The sequence below is a fragment of the Hydrogenophaga sp. genome, from assembly GCF_051007235.1.
Taxonomy (GTDB): Bacteria; Pseudomonadota; Gammaproteobacteria; order Burkholderiales; family Burkholderiaceae_C; genus Hydrogenophaga.
In genome coordinates, this window is sequence record NZ_JBPCSJ010000032.1 from 1 (window position 1) to 4,453 (window position 4,453).

4 protein-coding genes are annotated in these 4,453 nt (G+C 69.1%); 1 reads left to right on the forward strand and 3 read right to left on the reverse strand.

Annotated features, from left to right (window positions below; genetic code table 11):
- Positions 1-111: 111 nt before the first annotated feature.
- Positions 112-558 carry an acyl-CoA thioesterase gene (locus tag ACR2JA_RS01030; protein ID WP_310566614.1) on the reverse strand — a complete coding sequence of 149 codons (447 nt, stop codon included), beginning with the start codon at positions 556-558 and terminating at the stop codon, positions 112-114.
- A 20-nt stretch (positions 559-578) separates the two neighbouring features.
- Positions 579-1,244, reverse strand: a complete 666-nt coding sequence (locus tag ACR2JA_RS01035; protein WP_434007286.1) for a CYTH domain-containing protein — start codon at positions 1,242-1,244, stop codon at positions 579-581.
- Positions 1,245-1,398: 154 nt separating this feature from the next.
- Between ACR2JA_RS01035 and ACR2JA_RS01040 the strand changes: the two genes are divergently transcribed.
- On the forward strand, positions 1,399-1,935 hold the full coding sequence (locus tag ACR2JA_RS01040) for a hypothetical protein (RefSeq protein ID WP_434007287.1): 537 nt from the start codon (positions 1,399-1,401) through the stop codon (positions 1,933-1,935).
- 148 nt (positions 1,936-2,083) lie between these two features.
- On the opposite strand, the gene ACR2JA_RS01045 is transcribed toward ACR2JA_RS01040, so the two are convergent.
- Positions 2,084-4,453 (reverse strand): excinuclease ABC subunit UvrA (locus ACR2JA_RS01045; RefSeq protein WP_434007288.1); only part of this gene is annotated, 2,370 nt, incomplete at its 5' end.

The following is a 4,453-nucleotide window of genomic DNA, read 5'->3' on the forward strand; positions in this document are numbered from 1 at the left end:
GCGATCGAATTCGCCAAGCTGATGCGCTTCAACGCCGGCGCCGAGGGGTTTTCGGCGCTGCAGGCCTGGCGCGATCGTGTCGCTGAACGCCCCAGCGTAAAGGCCGCCTGATCAGTCTTTCTGGGTGGCCCTCGAAGCGTCCAGCTGCGCCTTGGCGCTCTGGGCCAGTGCCACCTCGCCCGGGGTCTCGGGTGTCCACGCATCCACCGGCATCGGTCGGCCGTGCGAGTCCACCGACACGAACACGATCAGGCATTCGGTCGTCTTCTGCAGCTGGCCGCCTTTCATGTCGCCGCTGCGCACCTCCACCGCGATGTTCATGCTGGTGCTGCCGGTGTAGGCCAGACGCGCTTCGACTTCCACCAGGTCGCCGATCATGATCGGGCGGTGGAAGCGGATGCCGCCCACGTAGACGGTGACGCAGTAGCGCTTGGACCAGCTCGTGGCGCAGGCGTAGCCGGCCTCGTCGATCCATTTCATGACGGTGCCGCCGTGGACCTTGCCGCCGAAGTTGACGGTGCTGGGCTCGGCCAGGAAACGCAGGGTGATGGCGGACATGGGGGTGGGCTCGCTGAAAGTCATGTGGGTGCAGCCGGATTGTCTTGCAAGAACAGCGCCAGCCCGCGCTGTGCCTTGCTGCGGTCCGACGGGTGCAGCCAGCGTTCGCCAGGGGTTTGCGCGCCGCCTTGCTCCAGCGCCTGGGCCAGGGCCGCCAGCGACTCTGGCGGCCCGTCCAGCAATTCGAGTTCCAGTTCCAGGATCGCTTCGCTGCGCGTGCCTTGCGGCGTCGCGGCGGTGTGGCCAGTGGTGATCGTGCCCTCGTCCAGCGCCACTTCGATGCGCGCGCCCGCATGGGTCAGCACCCAGCTGCGGCGGGTGAAGTCGGTGCGGAACACCGGCCTCAGCGCCGGCGCGATCCGGGTCAGCATCGCGGCCAGGGCGGGGTCGTCCACCAGCGCAGCAAAGTCCAGGGCACCCGGGGTGGTCGGGCCTTCCCATTCGCTGCGCTGCGTCAGGCCGTTGACCGAGCGGCCCGCGGTCTTGACGGTCAGCAGGGTGCGCTCGCCCACGCGGCGCTCGCGCACCGCCATGCGCAGCGCTTGGAGCGCCAGGTCCGGCGTGTCGACATAGGTGTTGAGCAGGTGCTCGGTGCGCGGCGGCGTGGCCAGCCAAGGGTGCGCCAGCAGGCGCGGCACGTCGTGCGCCGCGAGGCTGAGCTTGAGTTCGGTTTCGGTGTGGGCCATGGTGCGAGTCTGCCAGCCCGACCGCCGCCGGGACCTGCGGCCACTGCGTACCACCCGTAACGCTGGTGCCGTCTGTACCGCCACGTTTGCTTACCGCGGGTGGCGGTGGCTGGTGCACACTTGGGCGGTGTTCATCCTCTTCACCTCCACCGCCATGTCTCCTGTGTCCCTGCGTTCGCTTTGTTTGACCCTGGTCCTGGGTGTCGGCCTGCCGGCGGCCTTGGCCGGCAAACCCGACTGGGTGGAAGACGGTCACCACAAGAAAGCAAAGAGCCACCGCGGTGGCCATGACGACGGGCACCGGTCTGGCGGTTCGCGCGGCGACGGACCCCGCGCCGGTGCGTCGGCCTCGGGTGTGTCGGTGCAGATCCAGATCGGCGGCTATTTCGAAGAGTCCCAGCGCCGCGCCGCGCGCGAGTATTACGAGCCGCGCTGGCGCGCCGGCAAGTGCCCACCCGGTCTGGCCAAGAAAGGCAACGGCTGTCGGCCGCCCGGCCAGGCCAAGCACTGGCACCGTGGCGAACCCCTGCCCCGCGACGTTGTGGTCTACAACGTGCCGACCAGCGTGCAGGTGAAGCTGGGCACGCCTCCGGCGGGCCACAAGTTCGTGCGGGTCGCGACCGACATCCTGCTCATCGCCGTGGGCACGGGCATGGTGATCGACGCCATCGAGGACCTGGGTCAGCTGTGACCCCCGTGCCTCCCGTCGCCGCTGTGTCTCGCCCCCACGTGCTGAACGCCGCTGCGCGCAGCCCGCTGGTGGGGCGGCGCACCGTCGCCAGCGCCAGCATCGGCCTGGCGTACCGCGACCGGCACTGAGCTCCGGTGCTTGACGGCGCTCAGCGCCGCAGCAGCCGAGCCAGATACCGCCCGGTGTGGCTGGCTTCGCAGGCGGCCACGGTTTCCGGCGTGCCCTGCACCACCACCGTGCCGCCGCCCGAGCCGCCTTCGGGGCCCATGTCGATCAGCCAGTCGGCGGTTTTGATCACGTCCAGGTTGTGCTCGATGACCACGATGGTGTTGCCCGCGTCGCGCAGCTGGTGCAGCACCTTGAGCAGCAGTTCGATGTCGGCGAAGTGCAGGCCGGTGGTGGGTTCGTCCAGGATGTAGAGCGTGCGGCCCGTGTCGCGCTTGCTCAGCTCCTGCGCCAGCTTCACGCGCTGCGCCTCGCCGCCCGACAGTGTCGTAGCGCTCTGGCCCAGGCGCACATAGCTCAGGCCCACGTCCAGCAGGGTCTGCAGCTTGCGGTGCAGCGTGGGCACGGCGCTGAAAAACTCGGCCGCTTTTTCCACCGTCATGTCCAGGATCTGCGCGATGTTGCGGCCCTTGTACTGGACCTCCAGCGTCTCGCGGTTGTAGCGTTGACCGCTGCAGACTTCGCAGGGCACGTACACGTCGGGCAGGAAGTGCATTTCCACCTTGACCACGCCGTCGCCCTGGCAGGCCTCGCAGCGGCCGCCGGCCACGTTGAAACTGAAGCGCCCCGGGCCGTAGCCGCGCTCGCGCGCCATCGGCACCTCGGCCATCAGCTCGCGGATGCCGGTGAACAGGCCGGTGTAGGTGGCCGGGTTGCTGCGCGGCGTGCGGCCGATGGGGCTCTGGTCGACGTTGATGACCTTGTCGAAGTGTTCGATGCCTTCGATGGCCTCGTGTTCGGCCGGCTCGTCGTGCGAGCGGTAGAGCGTGCGCGCCACCGCGGCGTACAGCGTGTCGTTCACCAGGGTCGATTTGCCCGATCCGGACACGCCGGTCACGCAGGTCAGCAGCCCCACCGGGAAGGCCACGCTCACGCCCTGGAGGTTGTGGCCGGTGGCGTTGAGCACGCGGATTTCCTGCAGCTCGCCCAGCGTCGCTTCGTGTGCGGCCTGGCGTTCGGCGCGGCGCTCGGCGGCGGGGCTCATGGGGAACTTCGATTTGACGGGGGGCGCCTTCACCTCGGGCTTGATGACCGGCAGCCAGGGCGTGCGCCGTGCGGGCACCGCGATTTCCTTGACACCGCTGAGGTACTGGCCGGTGAGCGAGTTCGGGTCGGCCATCACCACCGCCGGCGTGCCCTGCGACATCACGCGCCCGCCGTGCACGCCCGCACCGGGGCCGATGTCGATCACGTGGTCGGCGGTGCGGATCATGTCCTCGTCGTGCTCGACCACCAGCACGGTGTTGCCCAGGTCGCGCAGGTGCTGCAGCGTGCCGATCAGGCGGTCGTTGTCGCGCTGGTGCAGGCCGATGCTGGGCTCGTCGAGCACGTACATCACGCCCGACAGGCCCGAGCCGATCTGGCTGGCCAGGCGGATGCGCTGGGCCTCGCCGCCGCTGAGCGTGTCGGCGCTGCGGTCCAGGCTCAGGTAGTTCAGGCCCACGTCGTTGAGGAACTTCAGGCGCTGGCGGATTTCGTTGACCACGCGCGCGGCGATGTCGGCCTTCGCGCCCTGCAGTTCGAGGCGGCGGAAGTGGTCCAGCGCCTCGCCCAGGGTGATGTGGCTGACCTTGTAGATGGGCTGGCGCTGTTCGCCCTCACCGACGAACACATGGCGCGCTTCCTTGCGCAGCCGCGTGCCGCCGCATTCGGGGCAGGGCTGGGTGCTGCGGTAGCGGGCCAGTTCCTCGCGCACCGCGACCGAATCGGTCTCGCGGTAGCGGCGTTCGAAGTTGCGGATGATGCCTTCGAAGGGGTGCTTCTTCGTGACCTTCTTGCCCGCGCGCTCGCCCGATTCCAGCGCGTAGCTGAACTTGATCTCTTCTTCGCCCGATCCGTAGAGCAGCACCTGCTGCACGTGGGCGGGCAGGTTTTCCCACGGCGCCTCGGCGTCGAAGCCGTAGTGGGCGGCGATGCTCTCGATCATGGCGAAGTAGTAGCCGTTGCGCCGGTCCCAGCCCTTGATGGCGCCACTGGCCAGGCTCAGCGTGGGGAAGGCGACCACGCGTTCGGCGTCGAACACCTCGGTGTGGCCGATGCCGTCGCAGGCCGGACAGGCGCCCAGCGGCGAGTTGAACGAGAACAGGCGCGGCTCCAGCTCGCCCACGGTGTGGGTGCAGACCGGGCAGGCGAACTTGGCGGAGAAACCCTGCTCGGCGCCGGTGTCCATGTCCACCGTCAGCGCACGGCCTTCGGCCAGGCGCAGGGCGGCCTCGAAGCTCTCCGCCAGCCGTTGCCGTTGAGGATTCGTGCCCTCTACGTCGGCCGACCGCACCTTGCTGCGGACGAGCAC